Annotated in this window: 14 protein-coding genes; 8 read left to right on the forward strand and 6 right to left on the reverse strand. The window is 47.5% G+C overall.

Annotated elements, in window-relative coordinates:
• Positions 1-455 precede the first annotated feature (455 nt).
• A complete protein-coding gene (gene feoB / locus EHT25_RS07090) occupies positions 456-2,594 on the reverse strand; it encodes a ferrous iron transport protein B (protein ID WP_124872697.1) in 2,139 nt (712 codons plus the stop codon).
• A gap of 58 nt (positions 2,595-2,652) precedes the next feature.
• Positions 2,653-2,892 carry a FeoA family protein gene (locus EHT25_RS07095; RefSeq protein ID WP_229311453.1) on the reverse strand — a complete coding sequence of 80 codons (240 nt, stop codon included), beginning with the start codon at positions 2,890-2,892 and terminating at the stop codon, positions 2,653-2,655.
• Positions 2,893-3,200: 308 nt separating this feature from the next.
• Here EHT25_RS07095 and EHT25_RS07100 point away from each other — a divergent pair, with 308 nt between their 5' ends.
• The 7 genes from EHT25_RS07100 (at position 3,201) to EHT25_RS07130 (ending at position 9,756) form a co-directional block, all read left to right on the forward strand.
• A complete protein-coding gene (locus tag EHT25_RS07100) occupies positions 3,201-3,869 on the forward strand; it encodes a heme exporter protein CcmB (protein ID WP_124872699.1) in 669 nt (222 codons plus the stop codon).
• Positions 3,870-3,876: 7 nt separating this feature from the next.
• On the forward strand, positions 3,877-4,575 hold the full coding sequence (ccsA, locus tag EHT25_RS07105; protein ID WP_124872701.1) for a cytochrome c biogenesis protein: 699 nt from the start codon (positions 3,877-3,879) through the stop codon (positions 4,573-4,575).
• Positions 4,576-4,617: 42 nt separating this feature from the next.
• Entirely contained in the window at positions 4,618-4,824 is a 207-nt protein-coding gene (locus tag EHT25_RS07110; protein WP_124872703.1) for a CcmD family protein, read from the forward strand.
• A gap of 90 nt (positions 4,825-4,914) precedes the next feature.
• The gene (locus EHT25_RS07115; RefSeq protein ID WP_124872705.1) at positions 4,915-5,355 is read left to right on the forward strand and encodes a cytochrome c maturation protein CcmE domain-containing protein; all 441 of its coding nucleotides are present in this window, start codon (positions 4,915-4,917) and stop codon (positions 5,353-5,355) included.
• An 85-nt stretch (positions 5,356-5,440) separates the two neighbouring features.
• Positions 5,441-8,083: a cytochrome c biogenesis protein CcsA gene (gene ccsA, locus EHT25_RS07120; protein ID WP_124872709.1), complete on the forward strand. Its 2,643-nt coding sequence runs from the start codon at positions 5,441-5,443 to the stop codon at positions 8,081-8,083.
• 7 nt (positions 8,084-8,090) lie between these two features.
• Positions 8,091-8,318, forward strand: a complete 228-nt coding sequence (locus EHT25_RS07125) for a hypothetical protein (RefSeq protein ID WP_124872711.1) — start codon at positions 8,091-8,093, stop codon at positions 8,316-8,318.
• Positions 8,319-8,460: 142 nt separating this feature from the next.
• Positions 8,461-9,756, forward strand: a complete 1,296-nt coding sequence (locus EHT25_RS07130; protein ID WP_124872713.1) for a hemolysin family protein — start codon at positions 8,461-8,463, stop codon at positions 9,754-9,756.
• A gap of 101 nt (positions 9,757-9,857) precedes the next feature.
• Here the strand turns inward: EHT25_RS07130 and EHT25_RS07135 are convergent, their stop codons facing one another.
• A complete protein-coding gene (locus EHT25_RS07135) occupies positions 9,858-10,643 on the reverse strand; it encodes a LytR/AlgR family response regulator transcription factor (RefSeq protein WP_124872715.1) in 786 nt (261 codons plus the stop codon).
• 87 nt (positions 10,644-10,730) lie between these two features.
• Between EHT25_RS07135 and EHT25_RS07140 the strand changes: the two genes are divergently transcribed.
• The gene (locus EHT25_RS07140) at positions 10,731-11,183 is read left to right on the forward strand and encodes a ferritin-like domain-containing protein (protein ID WP_310588737.1); all 453 of its coding nucleotides are present in this window, start codon (positions 10,731-10,733) and stop codon (positions 11,181-11,183) included.
• Between the two features lie 71 nt (positions 11,184-11,254).
• On the opposite strand, the gene EHT25_RS07145 is transcribed toward EHT25_RS07140, so the two are convergent.
• The 3 genes from EHT25_RS07145 to EHT25_RS07155 all read right to left on the reverse strand — a co-directional run bounded on the left by EHT25_RS07145 (position 11,255) and on the right by EHT25_RS07155 (position 13,380).
• On the reverse strand, positions 11,255-11,599 hold the full coding sequence (locus EHT25_RS07145) for a hypothetical protein (protein WP_124872719.1): 345 nt from the start codon (positions 11,597-11,599) through the stop codon (positions 11,255-11,257).
• A 79-nt stretch (positions 11,600-11,678) separates the two neighbouring features.
• Positions 11,679-12,704, reverse strand: coding sequence for a sensor histidine kinase (locus EHT25_RS07150; protein WP_124872721.1), 1,026 nt, complete (start codon positions 12,702-12,704; stop codon positions 11,679-11,681).
• Entirely contained in the window at positions 12,694-13,380 is a 687-nt protein-coding gene (locus EHT25_RS07155) for an ABC transporter ATP-binding protein (protein WP_124872723.1), read from the reverse strand. The genes EHT25_RS07150 and EHT25_RS07155 overlap by 11 nt, the downstream gene beginning before the upstream one ends.
• Positions 13,381-13,418 lie beyond the last annotated feature (38 nt).

Genomic DNA, 13,418 nt, shown 5'->3' on the forward strand with positions numbered 1-13,418 from the left:
ATTCTTGGCGAGGAATTGAAAAACCGGTTTCACTTGGAATAGTATTTGAAACCTTTTTAAGTAATTCAGAAAAAGGGGTACCAGAAAACTACCTGTTTTTAAAATCACGTAGTTGTACGTACGCTAAAGCCAATCCGATTGCTGAATTTTGTATCACATATCCAACAGATACTATATCAACACCATAATCTGAAAGTTACCATGAAAAACGTTGTGCATAAAGAATGGAGAATTAACCGCCCTGGCCGTCGGTTCCGTTTTGAAGTCGATCAGATTTCTTTACTCGGTGTGTTAACGGTGATGATATTCGCCTATATTCTTTTCCACTTCATTTATCCGATCATTTCGAAAGGATTGTTCTGGTAACAGCCACACCACGAACACGAAAAGAGAAACCGATTTCCCGCAGAAACACCGTATTTAGAACCGGAGATTCTGTGGGAAATCGGTTTTTTTTATTTCATCAACTGGTAGACTAAAAAGGCTGAAACATAAGCCAGAACGCTCATATAAGCTAATTGAATCATGGGCCATTTCCAGCCTTTTGTTTCGCGGTAAACCGTTGCAATTGTGCTCATACACATCATAGCAAAGACGTAAAAGATGAGCAGCGAAAATGCTACGGCGGGCGTGTACATGGGGCCGCCGGTCTCCGGATTGATTTCTGTGGCCAGTCTCTGTTTAATGGTGGTGCTGTTTTCCTCATCGACACTACCAATGCTGTAGATGGTCGCAATGGTGCCAACAAATACTTCACGTGCGGCAAATGAGCTAATGAGCGCAATTCCAATCTTCCAGTCGTAACCCAGTGGTTTAATGGCTGGCTCCAGGACCTTACCGAACCGACCGGCATACGAGGCTTCCAGCTTTTCAGAAGCCACCCGGTTTTCAATTTCTTCCGCGGATCGATTCGCACTTTCCCGCCGGGCACGGTTTTCGGCCTGTTCAAGGGCATCGCCCGGCCCATAAGAAGCAAGCACCCACAATACGATTGAAATGGCAACAATGACCCGCCCGGCTTGCCAGACAAAGGAAGTAACGCTATCCCAAACCGTAATGCCGACGTGATTCCAGCGTGGCCATTTATAGGTGGGCAACTCCATCACAAACAGGCTGCGCTCCCTTGCTTTAATGATGATTTTAAAGATATAAGCTCCCAATAGGGCCGCCGAAAGGCCGAGGAGATACAAACCCATCATGACGATTCCCTGCAAATTGAGAAATCCCAATACGGTTTTTTCCGGCACAACCAGGGCAATCAAAATGGTATAGATGGGTAATCGGGCCGAGCAACTCATCAGCGGAGTTACCAGAATAGTAATCAGCCTTTCGCGCCAGGAACCAATGCTACGGGTAGCCATCAGGGCCGGAACGGCGCAGGCTACGCCCGAAATCAGCGGGACCACGCTCCGGCCATTCAGGCCAAACTGCCGCATCACGCGGTCCATCAGAACCATAACCCGCGACATGTATCCGGATTCTTCAAGCAGTGAAACCAGCAGAAACAGGAATGCAATCTGGGGGATAAACACAACGACCCCCCCTACTCCGGCAATGATCCCATCGGTTAGTAAATCCGTCAGCGGACCTTCCGGTAAGCTTTCGTGCAAGGTGCCGTTGAGCCAGGCTACGCCCGCGTCGATGCCATCGACAAACGGCTGCGCCCAGGCAAAGATCGCCTGAAAAATCAGCAGCAAAACCGTTGCGAAAATGGCGTATCCCCAAACCGGATGCAGTAAAAACCGGTCAATCCGCTGGCTCCAGGTTGACTGGTCGAGGGGGCGGCTGTCGGTCACAACGTTTTTAACAATATCGCCAATGTGCTGGTAACGCCCAATGGTCTCTTTTGCCTGAAAATCAAGCTCTTTGAACTGGTATTTCTCAATCAGATCGTCCAGCTTAACCCGTTGAGGAGTTTCCAGAAATGAAAAACCGTCGTGCTGAATGAGGTATTGCAAGGCAATGTAATTATTAGTCAACTGATAGTGTTGACGAACGTCCGCCATCAGTCCCTTCATATCCTGTCCCGACGCATGCATCGCGAGTTCTGGATCAAAGAATAATTTTGAAGCTGTCACCGGATGCGCGATCTGCCTTTCAATTGCCTGTTTCAAGAGGTCAAGCCCCTCGCCCACCCGAGCATTGATTTTGACAACCGGAACCCCCAGTTGCATCGCCAACCGAACGGCGTTGATTTCTACCTGTTGCTGCCGGGCAATGTCCAGCATGTTCAGTGCCAGAATAACCGGTACACCCAAATCCTGAATCTGGGTAAACAGCAGCAGATTACGATTTAAATTGGACGCATCGACCACCACAATGGCAACATCGGGATAATCCGGGTGTTGCGGATTGGCCAAAATATCGGTTACGACCTGTTCGTCGAGCGATTTAGGATAGATACTGTATACACCCGGCAAATCGACCACCGTCATTTCGGTGGTTTCATTCAGAAAAGCTGTTCCTGATTTTTTATCGACCGTTACACCGGGGAAATTGCCTACTTTCTGCCGAAGTCCGGTCAGTTCATTAAATAACGAAGATTTTCCGGAATTCGGATTGCCAACAAGGGCGACGACTGGTTTTGATTTCAATGATTCAACAGTATTAATAGCTAGTAAACGCCTGCCGTTTGCCAGCTAAGGAATGATATTATTCAACCAAAATGGTGGCCGCTTCCGATTTTCGCATCGACAGACAATAGCCCGAAACGTTGAGGCAAATTGGATCTCCGAGGGGAGCTTTACAATGGAGTGAAACCTCCGTACCCGGCAAACAACCCATTTCGAGCAGCTTTAACGACATCCATTGATCGCTGAAGGATTGAATCACGGCCTTTTCACCGAGCTTCAGATCCGCCACACTCCGCTTGCCAGCCTTTCGAGTCATCATGGCAATTTATTTAGAATTATTACAAACTAACGCAAGTTAATGCTTATCCATTCGTATTTACAACTAATGGCGTGAAAATTCCCATTTTAGAATCGAATTCGAAAAAACGATAAAACTAGTTAGAATTACCTGAGTGATCGATTACCGCGAAATAATCCCAAACCTGTAGACTATTATCAAAAAAACCGGAATTTTTATCAAGCTGAACTGGGGTTTGTGTTGTAATTTTGCGAAACGGAAACAGGACTACGAAAACGTTCCTCCTACAATCCGGTCATTAATGGACCTACGTCCAACGCCAGAGCGAAATGCAACAGATCAGGGTGCTAATCGGCAAGGAATTTCGGTTGGAATGGCGGCAACGCTACGCCCTGAATGGCATGCTGCTGTATATTGTCAGTACGGTTTTTGTCTGTTTTCTGAGTTTTAGCCTGCGCCGAAATCAACTGACGCCGATGGTCTGGAACACCCTCTTCTGGATTATTCTGCTGTTTACCGCCATCAATGCCATCGCCAAAAGCTTTGTACAGGAACGTTCCGGACGGCTTTTGTACTATTATACGCTGATCAGTCCGCAGAAAATCATCCTGTCGAAAATTCTGTACAATACGTTGTTGATGCTGGTGCTGGCCGGTTTGGGGTTCACGATTTATACGCTGGTGATGGGTGTTCCGGGTCAGGATATGGACATGCCGTTGTTTATCGTTAATCTGTTATTGGGCGCGGTTGGCTTTGCGGCTTCACTGACACTGGTGGCTGGCATTGCTTCAAAGGCAGAAAATAGCGCGACGCTGATGGCGGTTTTGAGTTTCCCGGTGGTGCTTCCGTTGCTGCTTATGCTGATTCGTGTATCAAAAAATGCACTTGATGGCTTAGACCGTAGCGTTAGTCTGGACGAAATCGGTACTTTGCTGGCCATCGACGCCATCGTTCTGGTACTTTCGATCCTGTTATTTCCCTATTTGTGGAGAAGTTAATATGACTATGAAAAAAAATTGGTGGAAAGCCCTGGCCGTCGTCATCATGACGTACGTTATCTGGGTTGGAATCATGGGTAAAGTTCCTCGTCAGCCGATTCTGAACGAGAGCATCCGGAACGTTTATTTTCACGTACCGCTGTGGTTTTCAATGGTAATCCTCATGCTAACGTCCATGATCTTTTCCATTCGTTACCTTCGGAAAGGCCGGCTGGACGACGATCATGTTTCCGTTGAATTTGCCAATACCGCCATTTTATACGGTATTCTGGGTTGCGCGACGGGCTCGCTTTGGGCCAGCATTACCTGGGGGGATCCCTGGCCAAACGACCCGAAACTGAACAGTGTGGCCGTGGGTATGCTCATGTATTTTGCCTACCTGATCCTGCGCAACTCATTCGACGACGAACTTCGCCGAGCCCGCATCTCGGCGATTTACAACATTTTTGCTTTTGCGGTTTTTGTTCCGCTGATTTTCATATTGCCCCGGCTCACGGATTCGCTGCACCCGGGCAACGGCGGCAACCCGGCTTTTGGAAAGTACGACATGGACAACGGCATGCGGATGGTGTTGTATCCGGCCGTCATTGGGATGACCCTGCTCGGCGTCTGGATGACGCAATTGCGGGTGCGCCTTCGCCGACTCCGCGATCACCTGGACAACGTAAATGATACGCTGCCGAAAGCCCATTCGACCGCGGAATGATTACCCGTTTAAACTTGTTACCACTTTACACTACTCACTACTATGATACATAAATTCCTCGTCCTTTGCTTCCTGTTACTGCTGTCGTTCCGTTCGCAGGCTCAGGAAATTGAGATGGCAGACAAACTGCGGGCCGACGGTAAAATATGGGTTGTCGTCGCCGTATTTTTAGTCACGTTTGCGGGCGTTGTTTTGTACCTGATCCGCCTGGACACCAAAATCAGTAAACTGGAAAAGGAGATTAAATAGCTAAATAGACAAGAGAGTTTAGACAAGAGAAGTGAGATTTTACTGGTTGTAGTGTCTTTACGCTCTTATCTAACGTCTTTCCTCTAAATCATGAAAAAAACACATATTCTCGGTATTGTTGTCATTGCGCTGGCCATTGGTATTATCATTTCGACCGCCGGTGACGCCAGTTCGTATGTTACATTCACCCAGGCCGCCGAAATGGCTAAAAGTGGGGAATCCGATGGCGTTCACGTGGTTGGTAAACTGACCAAGGATGCGCAGGGTAAAATCATCAACATGGTTTATCAGCCCCAGATCGACCCGAATCGTTTTGAATTCTCGTTGGTCGACACCGAAAACCACACGCAGAAAGTGGTGTACAATTCACCCAAACCGCAGGATTTCGACCGCTCGGAACAAGTGGTTGTTATTGGCAGCATGCAGGGTGATCATTTCCGCGCCGATAAGATTCTGCTGAAATGCCCTTCGAAATACCAGGAAAACAAGCTGGAAACAAAGGAGTACGAAGCTAAAACTGCAAAATTGTAAATGGATAGTTCTAAATGGTTAAATTAGAAAAAGCGCTTAGCCATTCAACCATTTTCAACCATTTAAGCCATTCGATCCTTCCATCATGATTCATACGACCGTCGGTAATATCGGCCATCTTTTTGTTATTATTTCATTTGTAACCGCTTTGATGTCGACGGTTGCCTACCTCCGGATTTCGCTGGCGGGCAACGACTTACTTCAGAACAAGCAGGAAGTGACGCAATGGCGCTGGCTGGCCCGTGGTGCGTTTTACGTTCATGGTGTCGCCATTTTCGGCATTGTTGCCTGCCTGTTCCAGATTATTTCCAACCATTATTACGAATACCACTACGCCTGGAATTACTCTTCACGGGCGTTACCAACCGAGTACATTATCTCCAGTTTCTGGCATGGACAGGAAGGAAGTTTTCTGCTGTGGTTGTTCTGGAATGCGATTTTGGGTGTCGTTCTGATTCATACAAACCGCGACGACCGCGCCAAAAGCACCAGCTCGCGGCAGTGGGAAGCCCCGATGATGACGGTTTTTGCCCTCGTTCAGGCCTTCCTGGCGTCGATGATCTTAGGCATCGTATTTGGCGATACCTTCAAAATCGGCAGTTCGCCGTTTATGTTGCTGCGGGATGCTATACCTGATGCGCCGATCTTTACCAGTAATCCGAATTACGTTCCGGAAGACGGTAAGGGCATGAATCCGCTTTTGCAGAATTACTGGATGGTAATCCACCCGCCGACCCTGTTTCTGGGATACGCCACAACGTTGATTCCGTTCGCGTTTTGCATTGCCGGTTTGTGGAAAAATGAGCCAAAAGAATGGATGCGCCCCGCTCTGCCCTGGGCGTTGTTTTCGGCAATGGTGCTGGGGGTTGGTATTCTGATGGGTGGCTACTGGGCGTACGAAACGCTCAATTTTGGCGGTTACTGGAACTGGGACCCGGTCGAGAATTCGGTTCTGGTGCCCTGGATGGTGCTGATTGCCGCCATTCACGCCATGTTGATTGCTAAAAAAAGCTCGACGGGTTTGAAAACCGCCATTATTCTGTCAGTTGCTACTTTTCTGTTGATTCTCTATTCTACCTTCCTGACCCGCAGCGGTATTCTGGGCAATTCGTCCGTACACTCCTTTACGGATTTGGGGCTTTCGGGCCAGCTGCTGATTTACATGATGGTGTTCGTCGTCATGGCGGTTTTCATCATCAGCGTGAAGTGGAAACTGATCGAAAAAGACGCCGAAGAAATTTCCGTTTATTCCAGAGAATTCTGGCTATTTATTGGTGCCGTTATCCTGTGTCTGGCCGGTTTTCAGGTTCTGAATACAACCTCGTTTCCGGTTTATAACAAAATTGGCGAATCGTTTGGGTTTAGTCCCAACATCGCCATGCCCGCCGATCAGGTGGCCCATTACAACAAATTCCAGGTCTGGTTCTTTTCAGCGATTGTGCTGCTCACCGGAATTGGTCAATACATCTGGTGGAAGAAAATCGGCAAAGGCAATCTGAATTCCCTCATCACATCGGGCATCATCACCTTGCTCATCAGCGGTGGTTTGATTGCCTACGGTAACATTACCAAACCGGCTTTTATGGTGTTGCTCACCGCATCGGTTTTTGCCCTGGTGGCTAATGGAAGCATTTTATGGGGAATTATTCGCGGGAATTACCGGCTTTCGGGCGGAGCCGTCGCTCACATCGGCGTGGCGCTGATGCTGATCGGGATTCTGTTTTCGGCCGGTTACTCCAAGATCGTTTCCCTGAACAATACCGGTATGCTGATATCGAAGGGGGAAGATTTTACCAAAAACGACAATAAAGAGAATAAAGAAAACGTCATTTTGTGGCTGAATCAACCGCAGAAAATGAGCGGTTATCTGCTGACGTACCGCGGTCAGCGGATCGAGATTCGCGATGTACCCGACTATGTTCCCCGCGATTGGGTGGAGCAGATTGAAGGAGGCAGCCCCGAACTGAGCTTCCACGGAATTGCGCTGCGGGATATCGAACAGAACGGTAAACTATACCATAAAAAAGGCGATACGGTGGCGCTGCACCCCGAAAATACGTATTACGAGGTCGAATACCGGGAACCGGGCGGGAAGGTTTTCACCTTGTTTCCGCGTGGTCAGATTAACAATCAGATGGGCGCAGGCGGTTTTCTGCCCTCACCGGACATTCGCCGGATGCCGGGCAAAGATTTGTATACCTACGTTGCGACGGTTCCGGATCCTTCCAGCGAAGACACCTGGAGCCCCACTGAAACGTACCGGATTGCACCGAAAGATACTTTTTTTGTCAATGACTACGTAGCGGTTTTTGACAACGTTGTGCAAACCCGCGAGATTGAAGGAACGCCCCTCGGACCCAATGATGCCGCCGTGAAAGCCGTCATTCGGGTGCTCGATAAAGAGCGGGAATACACCCTCCAACCGGCTTTTATCATCAAAAACCGCATGGTGGGTCGGCAGGCCGAAACCAATGCCGAACTGGGCCTGCGGATTCAGTTGAACGAAATTGATCCCCGTACCGGTTTATTTACGTTCACGGCCAACACCACCCAGCGCGATTACATCGTGATGAAAGCGAAGGAAATGCCGCTGATCAACTTCCTCTGGATCGGAACCTTTGTCCTGGTCATCGGTTTCTCAATGGCTGCCATTCGCCGTTACAACGAGTTTACCAAAATGCGGGATAAGGAGAAGAAAAAACCGTCGTTAGTAGCCAGTTCCAGATAGTCCGTCTATGAGAATCCGCGAAACCGTCCTCATCTCACTGGCCGTCGGCTGCCTCCTTTTATGGATTCTGGAGTTCCGCCGAACCCGGACGTTTGGGGAACATTACTGGCTAATTATGCTGTGTCTGGCGTTTTTGCTGGCTTTTATGTATGTTCGTGGTATGCACCTGAACCGGCCAGCCCAAAAACCGTCGGTACCAGCGAAACAGTCCGGAAAAAAGAAAAGAAAATCCTAGACTATGATTACGGTAATTTGACTGTGATTAGGGTGATTTTAGTGGTGAGTAAGTTAAACTGAAACGGATTTCCTTTTCAGTTACCGCCATCACTAAATCACTGCAATCACTGTCAAATCACCGTAATTATAGTCCAGCAATTATGGGATCATACAGCATACTTATCGGAGCGTTCATCGCCCTGGTACTGGCCGGTTTTTTCTCGGCGGTCGAAATGGCGTACCAGTCGGTGAACCGGCTTTATTTTGAACTCCACAGCAAACAGGGGCCTTTGGGCGAAAAACTGGTTTCGGCTTTTCTGAAACAACCTATTTTGTTTGTGGGCACTACCCTCACCGGCAATACGCTTTTTCTGGTTCTATACGGCGTGTTGGGCGTAACGGTTCTCAACCCGTTTCTGGCAACCTACCTGCACGAATCGCTCGCCAATCCCATTGCGCTGATTCTGATCGAAACCCTGGTTCTGACGATCCTGTTTATGCCGGTGGCGGATTATCTGCCCAAAAGCCTGGCACTGATACATCCGGATGCCTTTATGGAAAGGCTGGCCATTCCGATTTGGGTCATCTACAAAGCCATTGCCCCCATCGTCCGGCTGATGGTCTGGCTGACAAAAGGCATTGTCAAGATCATTCCGGGAAGTAAGTATTCGGAAGTGCGACCGGTTTTTGGGTTGATCGATCTTAACCATTATCTCCAGCAATTCAATCAACAAAAACAACAGGATGATCCGGGTGAAGAAGAAATCGACATCGACACCGAAATCCTGAACAACGCCATCGATTTTCGCAACGTGGCCGTCCGGGACTGCATGATTCCGCGGACAGAAATCACGGCGGTCGATGTGGATGACAGCATTGAGGAACTAAAAAGCTGTTTCCAGGAAAGTGGCCACTCCAAAATTGTAGTTTATCGCGACAACATCGACAACGTGATCGGGTATTGCCACGCGCTGGCGCTGTTCCAAAAACCGCAAACGATCGAAAGCATTCTGACGCCCATTCGGGTGGTGCCCGATAGTATGCCCGCCCGTTTGCTGCTCGAAAAATTTCTGGCCGAACGCAAAAGCCTGGCGCTGGTCGTTGACGAATTTGGGGGCACTTCCGGACTGGTCAGCGTGGAAGACCTGGTCGAGCAGATTTTCGGGGAAATTCAGGACGAATACGACACCAATGAAGACTGGGATGAGCGCCAGCTGGACGAGGAAACCTGGCTTCTGAGCGCCCGGCACGAAATCGAAAACCTGAACGAAAAATACGGCTGGAATATCCCCGAAGGCGACTACGACACGCTGGGTGGTTTGATTTTATCGATCAACGGCGAAATTCCCAATGTGAACGACGTCATCGAAATGCCCCCGATTACCTTCACCATTCTGTCCATGAATGAAGCCCGGATTGATCTGGTTCGGGTTCACGTCCTAAAGGCAGAAGCATAAGTAGTGACAAGAGAGCAGAGACAAGAGAAGTGAGACCGAAAATCTCTCTATTCTCTTGTCTCTACTCTCATATCTTTACTCTCTTGTCTTTCCTTATGCTTCTATCCCTGCTCAAACCACTCCCGAAAAACCGCTGCTTTCTCCTTACTGATGGTCAATTCCGAATCGACCGGTTTTTTGAGCGTTACCACCAGTTTTCCGCTGTAATGCGATTGATATCCCGCAATGGCGTTCTGATTGACAAGGCACTGCCGATTGGCGCGGATAAAAACCGCCGGATCCGTTAACTCCTCCAGTTCGTCCAGGGAACCGTAATCGGTTACCAGTTTCTGTCCGTCCATGGTGTAGAGATAAATTAATTCATCGCGGCAAAAGTATGCCACATTGTTTTCATTAACCGGCACGATGTTTCGCAAATAATGGGCGGTAAAGCGGTGCTTGTATTTTTTGCTCGGAACCGACATGTCCGCCAGCAAATCACGAAGTTGATCGCGAAAATGCGTTGAATTTCCGCCCTGTTTCCATCGGTGGTATTTATCAAAGGCGGTTTTCAGTTCTTCCGGTTCAATCGGTTTCAGCAGGTAATCGATGCTGTTCAGTTTGAAAGCCCGAATGGCGTATTCGTCGTAAGCCGTTGTAAAGATGATTGGACACTGCGGATTGATCTCCCGGTAAATATCAAAACTAACGCCATCGGAAAGTTGAATGTCCGATAAAATCAAATCCGGATCGGGCAAATCGCTGGCGCGGTGGTGCTCAAACCAAGCGACCGCCGACCGAACACTTTCCAGTGGCCCTTCCAAATGTGCTTCGGGTTCCAGTTGCCGAACCAGTCGGGCTAACGTCTTGGCAACCAGCAATTCATCTTCGATCAGTAAAATCATCATCTTTTTTCGTGCACTAAAAACCGGTATTGTTAAACATTCGCTAAACAAATGAGTTAAAATAGACACAAATCAATACTCAACGAAATCATGACAAACGACGAAATTGTTGATTCGCTAAACGATCTGGTTAAGATCAACAACGACCGCATCAATGGCTTTGAAAAAGCCGCCGAAGACATTGAAGACCCTGAACTGGCTTCATTATTCAAAAACCTGACTTCCCAAAGTCGCAAGTTCCGAAGCGAACTGGCCGATAATATCGTTCGGATCGGAGGTCAGGTTCCCGGTATTGACGAAACAAGCACCGGCAGCAAAATTCACCGCGCCTGGATTGATATCAAAGCAGCTTTTACCGGAAAAGATCGCAACACGGTGCTGGAATCCTGCGTTTTCGGCGAAAATGCCGCTGTTGAGGAATACGAAGAGACGCTGGAAGATGAGCAAATTCCGTCTTACATCCGTCAGACCCTCAGCACCCAGCTGGATGAATTGCGTCATACCCGTGACCAAATTACCACCTTGAGAGACGTTACTGAGTAACATTTCTCAATGAACAATGAATAATGAACATGCCAGGATACGCTGTTCATTATTCATTGTTCATTATTCATTCATTTAGACTTTCTCCCCAATCCGGTTGAAATAGTATCCAGCGTTGCAGCCAACTCCTTCAGTTTTCCTCCCATTTCCTCATCCGCCTGATCGAGACTTTTGCGGGTTAATTTGGCCAGTGAGTGCAATGATTCGGCAATTAATAAGCTTTTCCCCGAAGCCAGAGCCGCTTTCAGTTGTTCCAATTCATCCGAAATATCGTCCAGAACCAGGTGACCCGATCCGAGTGCGCGGACCCATTGGTCAATAAAACTGCTGGCCATCGGCTGCAGATGTACCGGATCAGTGGTCAGCTCCCGAAGCGTAATATCCAGGAGGTGGTCGGCATTGTGTGCGTGCGTCATATCAAGTTAAGGATTAGTGATTGCCCACAATGTACGACGATTGACCATTCAATTGTTATTTTTCGTAGTTCATTTTTCCCTAAACCAAGGGGATGCGCACCCGAAACCGGTCGGTCTGCTCTTCTACCTTCACATCTTTTTCACTTAAAAAATGATACAACGCTTTCAGGTTGGTTAAACCCTGGCCATTGGACGTTTCAACACGCGGTTTTCGCTGCAGATTATTTTCGACGGTTACATACTGTTCATCGGCCATGATTTGAATCGTTAGTGGTTGCCCGGAATTAGCAATATTATGCTTGATGGCATTTTCGATCAGAATTTGCATGGTCACCGGAACAATGGCTTTATCTGAATACTCCGACGGTATTTTTATCTCAATATCGAGGGAACCATTAAACCGGGTTTTGAGCAGTGAAATGTAATTATTTATAAAATCTACTTCGGTTGATAAACTCACCAGATCTTTGTCTTTGTGCTGTATAACGTAGCGAAAAACTTTCGATAATTGTCGCAAAAACTGTGATGCCAAATCCGGATTTTCGTGAATTAAACCATCCAGAGAAGATAGGCTGTTAAATAGAAAATGGGGACTTAACTGGTTTTTTAAATTATCGAGTTGTACCTGAACCTTCTCCTTCTCCAGCTGTGTCGCCCGAACGGCATTTTCCTGCCATTGTTTCAAAAAATGACTCGCCATAAAGCCTAAACAAACTACAGTATTTGCCAGAAATATCGTAAAGCCAACAATAATAATGCTTAAGCGGTTGGTCTGGCTGATCTCCATATAACGGGCAGACAGAAAGAAGGTGGATACAATATAAGTAGCAATGACTGAGATTGTTTTAACAATACTCCAACCACCAACTACCTGAACGGCTACCCGTAGTTTTATATTTTTCTCAAACGGCAAACGCTGATTCAAATAATCATTGAACAGGTAATGAAAAACCCAGATGGCGTTTAATACAATAAAAGAAAGAAAAAACAAACTAAGCTGGACCGGCCAGGTAATATCCGGAACGACCCACTGACGGATTATTACCCCGCCAATAGCCGCCCATACCAGGATAATCTCAACGTATTTATTAAATTTAATTTTCATGGCTGGAAATAATCATACCGTCCGACATTTCAATCACGCGGTCGGAACCGGCGGCAAAATCCGGGTCGTGGGTGACAGCAATAATAGTCTGGTGATTTTCACGCGCAATTTCACGGAAAATATCAAACACAATTCCCGTGTTGGTGCGGTCCAGATTTCCCGTCGGCTCGTCCCCCATCACAATGGTCGGATCGTTGATCAAGGCGCGGGCGATCGCTACCCGCTGCTGTTGCCCGCCCGACAATTTACTCGAAAGCTTTTTAGCGTGGTCGGCCATTCCAATCATTTTAAGCTTCTCATATGCCCGGTGTTCTACCTCTTTTTCAGAATACTTTCCCAATTTTAAAGCTGGCAGCATGACATTTTGCAGCGTCGTAAATTCCGGTAATAAAAAGTGAAATTGAAACACAAATCCAAGGTGTTCGTTGCGAAATTTCGACAAATAATCCTGGCTTTTTCCCGTCAGTTTCTGGCCATTAATTTCGAGAGAGCCTTCGTAATCCGTATCCATTGTCGAAAGAAGGTATAGAAGAGTGGATTTCCCACAACCTGACTTCCCCACAATTGCCAGAAATTCTCCTTTGTTAACCTCAAACGAAACGTCTTTCAAAACCTGAAACCGATCGGGTTCTGAAAAGTATTTATTAAAATGCGATGCTTTTAAAACCTTTTCCATACTATGATTACGGTGATTTGGGTGATTAAAATGATTTC

The organism is Larkinella rosea (genome assembly GCF_003858635.1).
GTDB classification, from domain to species: Bacteria; Bacteroidota; Bacteroidia; order Cytophagales; family Spirosomataceae; genus Larkinella; species Larkinella rosea.

Coding starts and splice junctions, on each gene's coding strand:
- EHT25_RS07155 (WP_124872723.1), bottom strand. CDS start 13,380: ATGGAAAAGGTTTTAAAAGCATCGCATTTTAATAAATACTTTTCAGAA.
- EHT25_RS07100 (WP_124872699.1), top strand. CDS start 3,201: ATGCAACAGATCAGGGTGCTAATCGGCAAGGAATTTCGGTTGGAATGG.
- EHT25_RS07115 (WP_124872705.1), top strand. CDS start 4,915: ATGAAAAAAACACATATTCTCGGTATTGTTGTCATTGCGCTGGCCATT.
- EHT25_RS07140 (WP_310588737.1), top strand. CDS start 10,731: ATGACAAACGACGAAATTGTTGATTCGCTAAACGATCTGGTTAAGATC.
- EHT25_RS07125 (WP_124872711.1), top strand. CDS start 8,091: ATGAGAATCCGCGAAACCGTCCTCATCTCACTGGCCGTCGGCTGCCTC.
- EHT25_RS07145 (WP_124872719.1), bottom strand. CDS start 11,599: ATGACGCACGCACACAATGCCGACCACCTCCTGGATATTACGCTTCGG.
- ccsA (WP_124872701.1), top strand. CDS start 3,877: ATGAAAAAAAATTGGTGGAAAGCCCTGGCCGTCGTCATCATGACGTAC.
- EHT25_RS07150 (WP_124872721.1), bottom strand. CDS start 12,704: ATGAAAATTAAATTTAATAAATACGTTGAGATTATCCTGGTATGGGCG.
- EHT25_RS07135 (WP_124872715.1), bottom strand. CDS start 10,643: ATGATGATTTTACTGATCGAAGATGAATTGCTGGTTGCCAAGACGTTA.
- ccsA (WP_124872709.1), top strand. CDS start 5,441: ATGATTCATACGACCGTCGGTAATATCGGCCATCTTTTTGTTATTATT.
- EHT25_RS07095 (WP_229311453.1), bottom strand. CDS start 2,892: ATGATGACTCGAAAGGCTGGCAAGCGGAGTGTGGCGGATCTGAAGCTC.
- EHT25_RS07130 (WP_124872713.1), top strand. CDS start 8,461: ATGGGATCATACAGCATACTTATCGGAGCGTTCATCGCCCTGGTACTG.
- EHT25_RS07110 (WP_124872703.1), top strand. CDS start 4,618: ATGATACATAAATTCCTCGTCCTTTGCTTCCTGTTACTGCTGTCGTTC.